This is a genomic window from Kineococcus aurantiacus, assembly GCF_013409345.1.
Taxonomy (GTDB): domain Bacteria; phylum Actinomycetota; class Actinomycetes; order Actinomycetales; family Kineococcaceae; genus Kineococcus; species Kineococcus aurantiacus.
In genome coordinates this window covers 731,594-744,933 of record NZ_JACCBB010000001.1, presented here as the reverse complement: position 1 = coordinate 744,933, position 13,340 = coordinate 731,594, and the positions used below count along the sequence as shown (strand labels likewise).

The 13,340-nt window shown below is 76.3% G+C and carries 15 protein-coding genes; 12 read left to right on the top strand and 3 right to left on the bottom strand.

Annotated elements, in window-relative coordinates; translation table 11 throughout:
• Positions 1-105: 105 nt before the first annotated feature.
• On the bottom strand, positions 106-1,257 hold the full coding sequence (locus BJ968_RS03565) for a PLP-dependent transferase (RefSeq protein ID WP_179749279.1): 1,152 nt from the start codon (positions 1,255-1,257) through the stop codon (positions 106-108).
• 38 nt (positions 1,258-1,295) lie between these two features.
• Here BJ968_RS03565 and BJ968_RS03560 point away from each other — a divergent pair, with 38 nt between their 5' ends.
• The gene (locus BJ968_RS03560) at positions 1,296-2,429 is read left to right on the top strand and encodes a D-alanine--D-alanine ligase family protein (RefSeq protein WP_179749277.1); all 1,134 of its coding nucleotides are present in this window, start codon (positions 1,296-1,298) and stop codon (positions 2,427-2,429) included.
• Here BJ968_RS03560 and BJ968_RS03555 read toward each other — a convergent pair.
• Positions 2,426-2,959: a DUF3515 family protein gene (locus BJ968_RS03555; RefSeq protein WP_179749275.1), complete on the bottom strand. Its 534-nt coding sequence runs from the start codon at positions 2,957-2,959 to the stop codon at positions 2,426-2,428. The genes BJ968_RS03560 and BJ968_RS03555 overlap by 4 nt on opposite strands.
• Before the next feature lie 44 nt (positions 2,960-3,003).
• Here BJ968_RS03555 and BJ968_RS03550 point away from each other — a divergent pair, with 44 nt between their 5' ends.
• Positions 3,004-3,927, top strand: coding sequence for a thiamine-phosphate kinase (locus BJ968_RS03550; protein WP_179749273.1), 924 nt, complete (start codon positions 3,004-3,006; stop codon positions 3,925-3,927).
• A gap of 78 nt (positions 3,928-4,005) precedes the next feature.
• Here BJ968_RS03550 and rpmB read toward each other — a convergent pair whose 3' ends face one another.
• A complete protein-coding gene (rpmB, locus tag BJ968_RS03545; protein ID WP_106208090.1) occupies positions 4,006-4,191 on the bottom strand; it encodes a 50S ribosomal protein L28 in 186 nt (61 codons plus the stop codon).
• 224 nt (positions 4,192-4,415) lie between these two features.
• On the opposite strand from rpmB, the gene BJ968_RS03540 reads away from it, so the two are divergent.
• The 10 genes from BJ968_RS03540 to mutM all read left to right on the top strand — a co-directional run bounded on the left by BJ968_RS03540 (position 4,416) and on the right by mutM (position 13,336).
• A complete protein-coding gene (locus BJ968_RS03540) occupies positions 4,416-6,668 on the top strand; it encodes a helicase-related protein (protein WP_179749271.1) in 2,253 nt (750 codons plus the stop codon).
• Positions 6,665-7,375 carry an ABC transporter ATP-binding protein gene (locus tag BJ968_RS03535; RefSeq protein WP_179749269.1) on the top strand — a complete coding sequence of 237 codons (711 nt, stop codon included), beginning with the start codon at positions 6,665-6,667 and terminating at the stop codon, positions 7,373-7,375. The genes BJ968_RS03540 and BJ968_RS03535 overlap by 4 nt, the downstream gene beginning before the upstream one ends.
• Entirely contained in the window at positions 7,372-9,021 is a 1,650-nt protein-coding gene (locus tag BJ968_RS03530; protein ID WP_179749267.1) for a DUF6297 family protein, read from the top strand. Before BJ968_RS03535 ends, BJ968_RS03530 begins: the two co-directional genes overlap by 4 nt.
• A 10-nt stretch (positions 9,022-9,031) precedes the next feature.
• Positions 9,032-9,589: a 16S rRNA (guanine(966)-N(2))-methyltransferase RsmD gene (rsmD, locus tag BJ968_RS03525; protein ID WP_179749265.1), complete on the top strand. Its 558-nt coding sequence runs from the start codon at positions 9,032-9,034 to the stop codon at positions 9,587-9,589.
• Positions 9,590-9,630: 41 nt separating this feature from the next.
• Positions 9,631-10,155, top strand: coding sequence for a pantetheine-phosphate adenylyltransferase (gene coaD / locus BJ968_RS03520; RefSeq protein ID WP_179749263.1), 525 nt, complete (start codon positions 9,631-9,633; stop codon positions 10,153-10,155).
• Between the two features lie 21 nt (positions 10,156-10,176).
• Positions 10,177-10,716, top strand: a complete 540-nt coding sequence (locus tag BJ968_RS03515) for a F0F1 ATP synthase subunit B family protein (RefSeq protein ID WP_179749261.1) — start codon at positions 10,177-10,179, stop codon at positions 10,714-10,716.
• A gap of 124 nt (positions 10,717-10,840) precedes the next feature.
• Positions 10,841-11,434 carry a YceD family protein gene (locus BJ968_RS03510; protein ID WP_218884749.1) on the top strand — a complete coding sequence of 198 codons (594 nt, stop codon included), beginning with the start codon at positions 10,841-10,843 and terminating at the stop codon, positions 11,432-11,434.
• Between the two features lie 2 nt (positions 11,435-11,436).
• Entirely contained in the window at positions 11,437-11,640 is a 204-nt protein-coding gene (gene rpmF, locus BJ968_RS03505) for a 50S ribosomal protein L32 (protein WP_179749259.1), read from the top strand.
• Between the two features lie 28 nt (positions 11,641-11,668).
• Positions 11,669-12,391, top strand: coding sequence for a ribonuclease III (gene rnc / locus BJ968_RS03500; RefSeq protein WP_179749257.1), 723 nt, complete (start codon positions 11,669-11,671; stop codon positions 12,389-12,391).
• 18 nt (positions 12,392-12,409) lie between these two features.
• Positions 12,410-13,336 carry a bifunctional DNA-formamidopyrimidine glycosylase/DNA-(apurinic or apyrimidinic site) lyase gene (gene mutM / locus BJ968_RS03495; RefSeq protein WP_179749255.1) on the top strand — a complete coding sequence of 309 codons (927 nt, stop codon included), beginning with the start codon at positions 12,410-12,412 and terminating at the stop codon, positions 13,334-13,336.
• Positions 13,337-13,340 lie beyond the last annotated feature (4 nt).

The following is a 13,340-nucleotide window of genomic DNA, read 5'->3' as shown; positions in this document are numbered from 1 at the left end:
TGCGGGCCACGTTATCTCATGGATGAGATATTGCCCGTCAAGGGCTCGTGCCGGGCGTGTCACCCGCTCGTCAGCGTGCCACACGCCCGGCTTGTTCCCGCTCGCTCAGCCCAGCGTGTCGAGCGCCTGCCGCAGGTCCCGCCACAGGTCCTCGACGTCCTCGACCCCGACCGACAGCCGCAGCAGGTCCTCGGGGACCACGCGCGGCTCACCGGCGTGCCGGCGGCGCCGCTCGACCAGCGACTCCACCCCGCCCAGGCTCGTGGCCGGCACCCACAACCGCACGGCGTCCACGACGGCGTCCGCACCGGCCGCGCCGCCGGTCACCTCGATGGACACCAGCGCGCCGAAACCGCTCATCTGCTCCTTCGCCAGCGCGTGACCGGGGTCGCCCGGCAGCGAGGGGTGGCGCACCCGCGTCACCGCCGGGTGCTCCTGCAGGCGCCGCGCCAGGTCCGCCGCGTTGGCCTGGGCGCGCTCCAGGCGCAGCGGCAGGGTCCGCAGCCCCCGCAGGGCCAGGAACGCCTCCAGCGGGCCGGGGATGGCCCCGTGCAGCGTCCGGTGCGCCGTCAGCGCCGCCACCGTCTCCTCCCCGCGCGCCACGACCGCGCCCAGGACGACGTCGGAGTGGCCCGAGAGGAACTTCGTCACCGAGTGCACGACGACGTCGGCGCCCAGTTCCAGCGGCCGCTGCAGCAGCGGCGTGGCGAACGTGTTGTCCACCACCACGACCGCGCCGTGCTCGTGACCGGCCGCGGCCAGCGCCGCGAGGTCGGCCACCTCCAGCAGCGGGTTCGTCGGCGACTCCAGCCACAGCAGGACCGGGCCCGCCAGGCCCGCCAGCGCGGTGCGCACCGCGTCCACGTCGGTGATGTCGACGGGCTGGACCTGCAGCCGGCCCTGGGCCGCCAGCAGCGCCGTGAGGGAGTGCGTGCCGTTGTAGGCCCCGTGCGGGACCAGCACCGTGCCGTCGGCGGGCACCAGGTGCAGCGCCGCGGCCACCGCGGCCATGCCCGAGGAGAACGCGAGCGCGCGGCCGCCCTCCAGCTGGCCGATCGCCGTCTCCAGGGCCGTCCACGTCGGGTTCCCGAAGCGGCCGTAGCCCAGGGCGGCCGCGCCGAGGGACCCGCCGCCGACGTAGGTGGCCGACAGGGACACGGGGGTGTTGAGCTCGCTGTCCAGGGCGCGCGCCGGTCGTCCGGCGACGACGGCGACGGTGTTCGGGGACAGCGGGGTGGGGGACACGTCATCTGGCACGGGGGCACCCAACCACACCGCGGGTAGGGTCGGCGCCGATGAGCAGCCAGCCCCCGCCCCCCGCCACCACCCGGCCCCGCGTCGCCGTCGTCTTCGGCGGGCGGTCCTCCGAGCACGCCATCAGCTGCGTGACCGCCGCCGGCGTCCTCGCCGCCCTCGACCGCGACGTCTACGACGTCGTGCCGATCGGCATCACCACGACCGGCCGCTGGGTGCTCGTCGACGACGACCCCGCCCTGTTCCAGCTCACCGACGGCAAGCTGCCCGAGGTCCCGGCCGCCGGGCCCTCCGTCGCGCTGTCGCAGGACGTGGACTCCCGGGCGCTGCAGACCCCCTCCGGGCAGGCCCTCGGCGGCCCCGTCGACGTCGTGCTGCCGCTGCTGCACGGGCCCTTCGGGGAGGACGGGACCCTGCAGGGGCTCTTCGAGCTGTCCGACACCCGCTACGTCGGCTCGGGCGTGCTCGCCTCGGCCGCCGGCATGGACAAGCAGGTCATGAAGCTCCTGCTCGCCGGGCAGGGGCTGCCCGTCGGGCCGTGGACCTCCTTCCGCGCCAAGCGCTGGGAGACCGACCGCGACGCCGTGGTCGCCGAGGTCGAGGCCCTGGGGTACCCCGTCTTCGTCAAGCCCGCCCGCGCCGGTTCCAGCATCGGGATCAGCCGCGTCACCGGCCGCGAGGGCCTCGAGGCCGCCGTCGCCGAAGCGGTCTCGCACGACCCCAAGGTCGTCGTGGAAGCCGCCCTGACCGGCCGCGAGATCGAGTGCGGCGTCCTGGAGGACCTCGACGGCGGCGAACCGCTCACGAGCCTGCCCGGGGAGATCGAGGTCGTCGGCGGCCACGACTTCTACGACTTCGAGGCCAAGTACCTCGACTCCGCCAACGTGCGGCTGTCCTGCCCGGCCGACCTGCCCGACGAGGTCACCGCCGCCGTGCGGCGCACCGCGGTGCGGGTCTTCGAGGCCATGGGCGCCGAGGGGCTCGCGCGCGTCGACCTGTTCGTCGACCCCGCCCGCGGACCCGAGGGCATCGTCGTCAACGAGATCAACACCATGCCCGGGTTCACGCCGTTCTCGATGTACCCGCGGATGTGGGCGGCCACGGGCGTGGACTACCCTCAGCTCGTCGACCACCTCCTGCAGCTGGCGCTGCGGCGGCCCACCGGCCTGCGCTAGAGGCACGTCCGGGTCTGCGGGATCGCCGAGACCGGCGCGGCGAGGTCGATGAGCTGCGACGTCGCCTGGTCGCGGGTGATGCCGTCGCCGAAGCGGACGGTCACCTCGACCGCCGGGGTGCGGCCGTAGGTCAGGAAGCGCACGGCGCGCTCGCCGGCGGCGTCCTGCACCCAGTCGACGCTGGGACCGGCGTCGGGGCCCACCGGCACGCACGCCTTCGTCGTCGGCCCCAGGACCAGCGCCCCGCACCGCAGGACGACCTGGTCCTCCCCCCAGGCCGCGACCCCCGCCGCCCCCTGCGGGGTGCGGGCCAGGCCCCCGAGCGTGGCCGGCAGTGCGTCCAGCAGCGGCGCGCAGGCCGGGTCGCCGGCTCCGGGAGCGGCCTCGACACCGCGCGAGCCCACCGCGTACGCCCACACCGCCGCCGCGGCCACCACCACCACGACGAGCCCGACGAGCGGGCGGGGGACGGGGCGGCGGGGGGCGGTCGGGCCGGGCGGCTCGGGCGGCTCGGGGGGCTCGGGGGACATCGCCCCGTAGTGTGCCCGTGGCAGCTGTGACGAGAGGACGAGGGTTGCGCGTCGGCGATCTGGACGAGACCGAGCTCCTGGCCCGCGTGGTGCCGCTCATGCCCACCGAGGCCCTGCTCGGCCCCGGCGACGACGCGGCCCTCGTCGCGGCCCCCGACGGCCGGGTCGTGGCCACCACGGATCTCCTCGTCGAGGGCCGGGACTTCCGCCGCGACTGGTCCACCGGCGCCGACGTCGGGTGGAAGGCCGTCGCGCAGAACGTCGCCGACGTCGCCGCCATGGGCGCCCGCTGCTCGGGCCTGCTCATCGGACTGGGGATGCCCGCCGACCTCGAGGTCGCCTGGGTCGAGGACTTCGCCGCCGGCGTCGCCGCGGCCTGCGAGCGGTTCGGGGCCGTCGTCGTGGGCGGGGACCTGTCCGCGGCCTCCGAGGTCCTCGTCGCCGTCACCGCCCTGGGCGACCTGGCCGGGCGCGCGCCGGTCCTGCGCTCGGGGGCCCGTCCCGGTCACGTCGTCGCGGTCGCCGGGCGGCTGGGGCGGTCCGCGGCGGGCCTGGACCTGCTGCAGCGCGGCGTCCCCGACGCCCCGCCGGAGCTGCTGGCGGCGCACCGGCGCCCCGAACCGCCCCTCGCCGCCGGGCCCGCCGCCGCCGAGGCCGGGGCCAGCGCGCTCATGGACGTCAGCGACGGCCTGCTGCGCGACGCCGGGCGCCTCGCGGTGGCCAGCGGCGTGAGCGTCGAGCTGTCCACGCGGACGGTGCTGGGGGAGTGGATCGACGACCTCGGCGACCCCGCGCCCGTCCTGACCGGGGGTGAGGACCACGCGCTGCTGGGGTGCTTCCCGCCCGGCGTGGAGCTGCCCGCGCCGTTCGCCGTCGTCGGGCGGGTCGTGGAGCGCGGCGAGCACGGGGTGCTCGTCGACGGCCGGGCGTGGACCGGCTCGACGGGCTGGGACCACTTCTCCCGCTGAGGGCGCCGCGGCGCCCCCGGGAACGACGCAGGGGCCGGATCCGTGCGGATCCGGCCCCTGCGTCGATCTGGAAGGTGGTCAGCGCGTGACCTTGCCCGCCTTCAGGCAGGAGGTGCACACGTTGAGGCGCTTGGGGGAACCGTTCACGGTGGCCTTGACCCGCTGGATGTTCGGGAGCCACATGCGGTTGGTCCGCCGGTGCGAGTGCGAGACGCTCTTGCCGAAGCCAGGGCCCTTGGCGCAGACGTCACAGGTGGCAGCCACGGGGAACTCCTGAAGTCGAACGATCGGTGCGCCGTCCCGACGGGACGCGCAGGTGCCCGGCCTTCCAGGCACCGTGGAACACCATAGCCGAGGACCGCCGCCCGGGTGAAACCGGCGCGTGCGCCGCAGCGCCGCCGGGCGCACCGGGGCGGGCCCGGGTGCGGCGGAGCGCCGTCGGGGCCTGCCTCCGCGGGTGCGTCCGAGCCCGGCGGTAGCCTGCCGGGGTGCTTGACCTGGACGCCCCGCTGTCCAGCCTGCTGCCCGCGGCCGGCGGGGGGAAGAAGGCCGACCCGGCCCGCTGGCTCGCCGACCTGGGCCTGGAGACGGGTCGGGACCTGCTGTGGCACCTGCCGCGCAAGTACGCCGAGCGCGGCGCGCTGACCCCCGTCCGGGACCTCGTCGAGGACGAGAACGTCACGATCCTGGCCGAGGTCGTCGCCGTCCCCGAACCGCAGGCGCTGCGCAGCAAGGCCGGTTCCCGCCTCGTCGTGACGCTCTCGGACGGCCGCGACGACCTCACCATGACGTTCTTCATGGCCAAGCCGTGGCAGTTCAAACCGCACCGGGACGCCCTGCAGGAGGGGCGGCTGGTCCTGGCCTCGGGCAAGGCGACCCGCTTCAACGGCAAGTGGCAGCTGGCCAAGCCCGACTACGAGCTCCTCGACGACCCCACCCAGGGCGTCGAGGCCGCGACCGCGGTCGACCGGCCGATCCCGCTCTACCCGGCCACCCGGGACTGCCCGAACTGGCTGGTGCGCGACAGCGTCTCGGCCCTGCTGGACCGGCTGGGTTCCACCCCGGAGGGGCTGGAGGAGTTCCTGCCCCCCGACGTCGTGGAGGCCGAGGGGCTGCCCTCGCCGCTGGCGGCGCTGCGGGCGGTCCACACCCCCACCACCCGCGCCGAGCTCGAGGCCGGCCAGGAGCGGCTGCGCTTCGAGGAGGCCTTCGTCCTGCAGACGGCCCTGGCGATGCGCCGGGCCTCCACCGCCACGCAGCGGGCCATCGCGCGCAAGGCCTCCGCCGACGGCCTCGCCGCCGCCTTCGACGAGCGCCTGCCGTTCCCCCTCACGGGGTCCCAGCGCGCCGTGGGGGAGGAGATCGCCGCCGAGCTGGCCCGGCCCCACCCCATGCAGCGCCTGCTGCAGGGCGACGTCGGCTCCGGCAAGACCCTCGTGGCGCTGCGGGCCATGCTCACCGTCGCCGACGGCGGCGGACAGGCCGCGCTGCTGGCGCCCACCGAGGTCCTCGCCGCCCAGCACCTGCGCTCCATCACCGCCATGCTCGGCGACCTCGCCGGCGGCGGGCTGCTGGGCGGGGACCCCCGCGGCACCCGCGTCGTGCTGCTCACCGGCTCGATGGGCACCGCGGCCCGGCGCGAGGCGCTGCTCGCCGCCGCCAGCGGCGAGGCGGGCATCGTCATCGGCACCCACGCCCTGCTGCAGGAGGGCGTCCAGTTCGCCGACCTCGGCCTCGTCGTCGTCGACGAGCAGCACCGGTTCGGGGTCGAGCAGCGCGACGTGCTGCGCCGCAAGGGCAACGGGATCCCGCACCTGCTCGTCATGACCGCCACGCCGATCCCGCGCACCGTGGCGATGACGCTGTTCGGGGACCTGGAGACGTCGGTGCTGTCCGAGCTGCCGCCGGGCCGGGCCGAGGTGCGGACCGTCGTCGTCCCGATGGGCAAACCCGTTTGGGTCGACCGCACCTGGCACAAGATCGCCGAGGAGGCCGCCCTCGGCCGGCAGTCCTACGTCGTGTGCGCGCGCATCGACACCGACGACGAGGAGGCGGCCGACGGGGCGCAGGAGGCGCCGGCGGAGGAACCCGCCCCCACCGGCGGGGGCGCGCGCCCCAAGCCCCGCCCCGCCGCGGCCGTCTCCCAGGTCGTCGAGGTCGTCCGCGCCCACCCCGCGACCAGCGGCCTGCGCATCGACGTCCTGCACGGCCGGCTGCCCCCGGCCGAGAAGGACGACGTCATGGCCCGCTTCGCCGCCGGCGAGCTGGACGTCGTCGTGGCCACCACCGTCGTCGAGGTCGGCGTCGACGTCCCCAACGCCAGCGTCATGGTCGTCGTCGACGCCGACCGCTTCGGCATCTCCCAGCTGCACCAGCTGCGCGGGCGCATCGGCCGCGGCGGGCTGCCGGGGACCTGCCTGCTGCTGTCCGGCACGACCGAGGGCTCGCGCGCCGGGCGCCGGCTCGCCGCCCTGGCCCGCACCCGTGACGGGTTCGAGCTGGCCCGCCTGGACCTGCTCGAACGGCGCGAGGGCGACGTCCTGGGCTCGGCGCAGTCCGGTCAGCGCAGCTCCCTGCAGCTGCTGGGCGTGCTGCAGCACAGCGAGGTCATCGAGCGGGCCCGCACCCGCGCCCGGCGGCTCGTGGAGACCGACCCCGACCTGGCCGGCCACGCCGGGCTGGCCGCCGCCGTCGCCGCGCGCGTCACGGGCGACACCGAAGCGTTCCTGGGGAGAGCATGAGCCGCACGAAGGCCCGGCCCGGGCGCGAGGTCGTCCTGGCCCTGCAGGACCTGCGCGTCGGCTACGGCGAACCCGTCTGCGCCCCCGTCACCGTCGACGTGGCCCGCGGCGAGGCGCTGTGCCTCGTGGGGGCCAACGGCGCCGGCAAGTCCACCGTCCTGCGCGCCGTGGCCGGGCTGCTCGAACCGCTGGGCGGCTCCGTGCAGCTGCACGGGCAGGCCGTCGACGAGCGCTCCGTGCGCTTCCGGCGGGAGGTCGCGTGCGTCTTCGACGAGGACGCCTGGTTCGCCGAGCTGTCCGTCGCCGAGCACCTCGAGCTCGTCGCCCGCGGTCACGGGGTCCGCGACGTCGTCGAGGTCGTCGACGCCGAGCTGGAGGCCCAGCGCCTCACCGACGCCGCCGACCAGCTGCCGACCTCGCTGTCCAGCGGCCAGAAGCGCCGGCTGCTGCTGGCCGCCGCCCTCGTCCGCCCCCGCTCGGTGCTCCTGCTCGACGAACCCGAGCAGCGCCTGGACCCCACCGGCCGCGAGGCCCTGGCCGACCGGCTGGTCGCCGAGCGCGACGCCGGGACCGCCCTCGTGCTGGCCACCCACGACGTCGTGCTGCTGCGCCGCCTCGCGACCCGCGCCGTCGTCGTCGACGACGAGCGGTGCCGGGTCGTCGACGCCGAGGAGGCCGCCCGGATCGTCAGCGACCCCGTCCGGTGAGCGCGCCGCCCCCGGACCTCGCCGGCCGGCTCGTCGGTCCCCTCGCCGACCAGCCGTACCCCACCCGCCGCGACCTGCTCGACGAGGCGGCCCCCTCCCGGGCCGCCCGCGGGCTGCGCGCCACGGTCGTCGACACCTACACGACCCTGCTGCAGGTCGGCATCGCGTTCCTGCTGCTGCTCGGCGGCAGCGCGGGGCTGCGCGACGCGCTGCGCGCCGGGCTGTCCAGCAGCGGCGACGGCCCCGGCTGGGTCGCCCAGACCTCCGCCGTCCTCACCGCCGTCGGGCTGTCCCTGAGCGTCACCGCCTTCGGCCTGGCCGTCTGGTGCCGCCTGGGCCCGGTCTCCCTGGGCACCGCCCCGACGACCTGGTGGACCCCGCTGCCCGTCGACCGCGGCCGGCTCCTGCGGCCCGTCGTGCGCAACCGGGCGCTGGGCTCGGCGCTGGCGGGCGGGTCGTTCACCGCGTGGGCGACCTCGGTGGCCTTCGGGGTCGCGGGGCAGCTGTCCGGGGCGCTGGTCGCCGCTGGTCTGCTCGGCGGGTTCGCCGTCGGAGCCGGGCTGGCCGGGCTCGGGTTCCTGCTCGTCGTGCGCCCCGCGGTCGGGGCGGGGGTGCCCGCCCTGCTGCGCGCGAGCCGGGTCCTCGACGCGGTCGGGGTCGCGCTCGTCGTGGCGCTGGCCGCCAGCGCGGCCGTCGGGATCTCCCTCGACGCCGTGCACCCCCGGCAGGTGCTCGTCCCGGCCCTCGTCGTGGGGCTGGGGGCCCTCGTCGGGCTGGTCCTGCTGGCGCGGCCCACGGCCCGGCGGGCGGGGGACGTCCCCTCGCCCTCGCTGCGGCGCGGTGCCTCCCGGCTGGAGCGGCTGACGTCCTCGGTCCTGCAGTTCGACGTCCGCGAGATGGGCCGGGCCCTGTCGGCGGACTCCGACGGCCGCGTCGCCCGCCGCCGGCGCTTCCCGCGCGTGCACGGGCCCGTGGCGGCGCTCGTCGCGGCCGACGTCACGCTCCTGCGCCGCCAGCCGCGCCGGCTGGTGACGGCCGGGGTCCTCGCGCTCGTGCCGTTCGTGCTGGCGGCGGGCACGTCCGCGCACCGGGCCGTGGCCGCGCTGCTGCTCTGGCTCGCCGGGTACGCCGCGGCCACGACGCTGTCCGAACCGGCCCGCGGCCTGGCCCTGGTGCCGGCCGCGGCGCGGACCCTGCCCATCGCCGCCTCGACCGTCGTCATCGTGCGGTGGATCCCCGTCGCGGCGCTCTCGGCGCTGTGGGGCGCGGTCGCGTACCCGCTGGCGGTGACGACCTCCGGTCTGCTGCACGGGGAGTCGATCGGGTCGTCATGGTGGACCTGGGCGCTGCTGGGGGCCCTGGCCGGGCCCGGGTTCGCCGCCGCCGCGCTGCGCGGAGCCGTGCGACCCGACCCCGACCTGTCGGCGCCCGTCATCGCCACGGCCATGGGCTCGCTGCCGCCCGGGGCGGCCGCCGCGACCACGACCGGGCCCGACCTGGCCGTCCTCGTGAGCGTGCCGGTCCTGCTGGCCGTGCTGGCGCGCGGTGCGTTCGACCTGCTGGTGCTGGGACAGTTGCTGGCCTCGGCCGCCGCCGTGGGCATCGGCTGGGCCTACGCCGCGCACCGGGCGCGCAAGATCTCCTGAGGGGTTTCGAGTGACACGCATCGTCGCCGGCACGGCCGGGGGACGCCGGCTGAAGGTGCCGCCGGGGGAGACGACCCGCCCCACCAGCGACCGCGTGCGCGAGGCGCTGTTCTCCGCGCTCGACGCCGCGGGCGCGCTGGAGGGGGCCCGCGTGCTGGACCTCTACGCCGGCTCGGGGGCCCTGGGGCTGGAGGCCGCCAGCCGGGGCGCGGCGCAGGTCGTCCTCGTCGAGGCCGCCCGCCCGGCCGCGGCCACCGCGCGCGCCAACGTCGCGGCGGTCGGCCTGGCCGGGGTGCGCGTCGTCGCCGACACCGTCGAGCGCTTCCTGGCCTCGGCCGGGGCCGTCGTCGAGGGCGGCTGGGACCTGGTGCTCCTGGACCCGCCCTACGCCGTGGGCTCCGACGACGTCTCCGCCGTCCTGGACGCCGTGGTGCCGCTGCTGGCCCCGGGGGCCACGGTCGTCGTGGAGCGGTCCGCGCGCAGCCCCGAGCCGCGCTGGCCCGAGCCGCTGACGGGGGTGCGGGAACGGCGGTACGGCGAGACGTCGGTCTGGGTCGCCGGGCTCTGAGGGGGGCGGGGCGCGCGAGCGGGTCGTGAGAGGTTGACCGGGTGAGCGCGTGCGTCTGCCCCGGCAGCTTCGACCCCCTGACCCTCGGGCACCTCGACGTGCTGCTGCGGGCGGCGGGGATGTTCGACGTCGTGCACGCCGGCGTGGCGGTCAACCCGGGCAAGCAGGGGCTGTTCACCGGGGCCGAGCGCGCCGACCTGGTGCGGCGGGCGCTGGCGGACTGCGGGGACCCGCGCGCCGGGCGCGTCGTGGTGGAGGAGTTCACCGGCGGCCTGCTCGTCGACCACTGCCGCCGCCTGGGGGTCCGGGTGGTCCTCAAGGGCCTGCGCAGCGGGACGGACTACGCCTACGAGCTGCCCATGGCCCTGATGAACCGGGACCTGGGCGACGTGGAGACGGTGTTCGTCGTGGGGGACCCCCGGTACGGGCACGTCTCCTCCTCCCTGGTCAAGGAGGTCGCCCGCCACGGCGCGGACGTCTCGGGGCTGGTGCCCCCGGCGGTGCGTGCCGCGCTGGCCGCGCGGCTGGGGGAGAATGCCCCTGCCCGGCCCACCGGCCAGGGCTGAGGACTACGGGAGGCAGTTGCTGTGGAGGTGCACGAGAAGCTCGGCGAGCTCGCCGCGCTCGTGTCGGGCGCGCGGGGCGTCCCCCTGTCGTCGTCGGTGGTGGTCGACCGCGAGCAGCTGCTCGCCCTGGTCGGCGACGTCCGCCGGCTCCTGCCCGCCGAGGTGCAGCAGGCCGGCGACGTGCTCGCCCAGCGCGACGAGGTCCTGGAGGCCGCCCGCGCCGACGCCGAGAAGGTCCTGGCCGAGGCCCGCGAGCGCGCCGAGGAGCTCGTCGACGCCCAGGCCGTCACCCGCGCCTCGCGCGAGCGCGCCGACCACATCGTGGCCACCGCCCGCGAGGAGGCCAAGCGGCTGCGCGTGGACGCCGACGCCTGGGTGGACCGCAAGCTGTCCGACTTCGAGGACGAGCTGGACCGGCTCAAGCAGCAGGCCGCCCGCGGCCGCGACCGGCTGAAGGTGCGCGAGGCCTCCGCCGAGCCCGAGGAGGCGCCCGCCGGGACCCCGGACGTGGCCCCGACGGTGGCCGGGGCCGTGCGGGCCGAGCGGCCCAGCGGGTCCTGACCGCACGATTGGGTCGCGGGGCGCACCCTCGGTTACCCTTGGGGACGGCCTCGGCGCGTGTGGAGCTCCCACCAGCGGCGGGGCCGTGTGGTGTGTCGGAACGCTCGGGGAACGAGGTGTGGACGTGAGCAAGAGGCAACTGCCGGAGGGTCACCTGGACCCGGACGCGCCGCTCGTGCTGTCCACCCACGACCTGGGCCGCCGACCGGGCACGATGCGCACCCTGCAGCGCACCGTCCCCGCCCCGGCCGACCTCGGGATCGCCGTCATCGGCGTCCCCGAGGGCAGCGACCTCGAGCTCGACCTGCGGATGGAAGCCGTCATGGAGGGTGTGCTCGTCACCGGCACCGTCCGCGGCACCGCCGTCGGCGAGTGCGTCCGGTGCCTCACCGAGGTCACCGAGCCGGTCGAGGTGCAGGTGCAGGAGCTGTTCGCCTACCCCGGCAAGACGCCGGTGGAGGTGGCCGACGACGAGGACGAGATCCGTGAGGTCGCCCCGGGCGAACTCGTCGACCTCGAACCCGCCGTGCGGGACGCGATCGTGCTGGACCTGCCGTTCCAGCCCGAGTGCGACGGCCCCTGCCAGCAGGACTACGAGATCGGGGTGTCCGAACCGGCCCCCGTCTCCGAAGAACCGGCGGACCCCCGGTGGGCCGCCTTGCAGTCCCTGCTCCCCAGCAGTGACGACTCCCCGTCCGGAACCAGAGAGAAGAGCTGATCGTGGCCGTCCCGAAGCGGAAGATGTCCCGCAGCAACACCCGCGCCCGCCGTTCGCAGTGGAAGGCGTCCGAGGAGACGCTGGTCCGCGGCACCGTCCGTGGCCAGGTCGCCTACTCGCGCCCGCACACCGCCCGCGTCGTCACCGACTCCGCCGGCACCCCGCTGTACCTCGAGTACAAGGGCCGCAAGGTCAAGGACCTCTGAGCTGACCGCTCAGCAGGCCCCCGCCGTCATGCCGGGCGACGTCCGCGACGTCGCCCGGCTGACTGCTGCGCTGGGGGTGCAGATCGAGCCCGACCTGCTGGTGCTCGCCCTGACCCACCGCTCCTACGCCTACGAGCACGGCGGGCTGCCGACCAACGAACGCCTGGAGTTCCTGGGGGACTCCGTCCTGGGCCTGGTCGTGACGCACGAGCTGTACGCGCGGTTCGCGGACGTTTCCGAGGGCCGGCTCGCCAAGCTGCGGGCCGCTGTCGTGAACTCCCGCGCACTGGCCGACATCGCCCGCGGTCTGGGCCTGGGCGACTTCGTGCGCCTGGGCAAGGGGGAGCTCGGCACCGGTGGCCGGGACAAGAACTCCATCCTGGCCGACACCATGGAAGCCGTCATCGGCGCGTCCTACCTGTCGGTGGGCATGGCCGACACGCGCGACTTCGTGCTGCGCCTGACGTCGCCGCTCATGGAGTCCTCCGAGCGCCTCGGCGCCGGGACGGACTGGAAGACGGCGCTGCAGGAGCTGACCGCCGCCGAGAACCTCGGGGTGCCCTCCTACGCCATCACCGAGGCCGGCCCCGACCACGCCAAGACCTTCACGGCCGACGCCGTCGTGGGCGGCACGGCGATCGGGCACGGGGAGGGGCGCAGCAAGAAGGAAGCCGAGCAGAAGGCCGCCTCGGCGGCCGTCGAGGCCCTGCGCGCCGCGACCGCCGCCGCCGCGGTCCGCGCCTCGTCCTGACGCGCCCCGGACCCTGACGTGCCCGAGCTGCCCGAGGTCGAGGTCGTCCGTCGCGGGGTGGCGCGCTGGGTGGTGGGGCGCACCGTCTCCTCCGCCCGGTTCCTGCACCCGCGCGTGACCCGCCGGCACGTCGAGGGGCCCGCCGACGCGGTGGCCCGCACCGAGGGGCTCGTCGTCGCCGACGCCGTGCGGCGCGGCAAGTACCTGTGGATGCCCCTGGCCGAGGCGGACGGGTCGGCGACCGACGCGATGGTCGTCCACCTCGGCATGAGCGGTCAGCTGCTCGTCGAGGCCGCCGACGCCCCGCCGGAGAAGCACCTGCGGGCGGTGTGGGAGTTCGACGACGACCGCGAGGACCTGCGCTTCGTCGACCAGCGCACCTTCGGCGGGATCGCCGTCGTCCCGCTCGTGGGGGTCGCCGACGGCGGGCTCGGCGGGGCCGGGGAGCACCCCGACGCCCCCTGGTCCCGGCTGCTGCCCGCCCCGGTCGCGCACATCGCGCGCGACCCCCTCGACCCGGCCTTCGACGACGCGGGTTTCGCCACCCGGCTGCGGGCGCGCACCACGGGCCTCAAGCGCGCCCTGCTGGACCAGACGCTGGTCTCGGGCGTGGGCAACATCTACGCCGACGAGGCCCTGTGGCGGGCCCGGCTGCACTACGCCCGGCCCACCCGGTCCGTCACCCGCGCCCAGGCCGCCGCCGTCCTGGCCGGTCTGCGCGAGGTCATGACCGCGGCCCTGGCGGCGGGCGGGACGAGCTTCGACTCGCTGTACGTCAACGTCAACGGGGCCTCGGGCTACTTCGACCGGTCCCTGGCGGTGTACGGGCAGGCCGGGCGGCCGTGCCCGCGGTGCGGGTCGCCGGTGCGCCGGGACGCCTTCATGAACCGCTCGTCGTTCTCCTGCCCGACGTGCCAGCCGGTGCCGCGCGCCGCGCACTGGTGAACCG